This window comes from Virgibacillus sp. 7505, assembly GCF_002272135.1.
Taxonomy (GTDB): Bacteria; Bacillota; Bacilli; order Bacillales; family Amphibacillaceae; genus Terribacillus.
The window spans coordinates 1-210 of sequence record NZ_NPBF01000484.1 but is presented as its reverse complement, the minus strand read 5'-3'; the positions used below and the strand labels follow the sequence as shown (position 1 = coordinate 210).

The following is a 210-nucleotide window of genomic DNA, read 5'->3' as shown; positions in this document are numbered from 1 at the left end:
CCTCCTTTCTTCTTTTAAGAAAGCCCTTACATTCATTGTAGCAAGGCATTTGCGTCGCATATACTGAACAATGTTTACATTCATTGGACGAATTAAGGGTTTTCACTTAGCCGTACAACATGCCTAAATTCATTAGGGGTTACCCCGACTTTCTTTTTAAATTGCTTGTAAAAATAAGTAGCATCCCCGTAACCGACATCTTTTGCAATT

At 37.6% G+C, this 210-nt stretch carries 1 protein-coding gene; it reads right to left on the bottom strand.

Annotated elements, in window-relative coordinates; translation table 11 throughout:
- Positions 1–92: 92 nt before the first annotated feature.
- A complete protein-coding gene (locus CHH91_RS19895; RefSeq protein ID WP_095224780.1) occupies positions 93–209 on the bottom strand; it encodes a helix-turn-helix domain-containing protein in 117 nt (38 codons plus the stop codon).
- Between the last annotated feature and the right edge of the window lies 1 nt (position 210).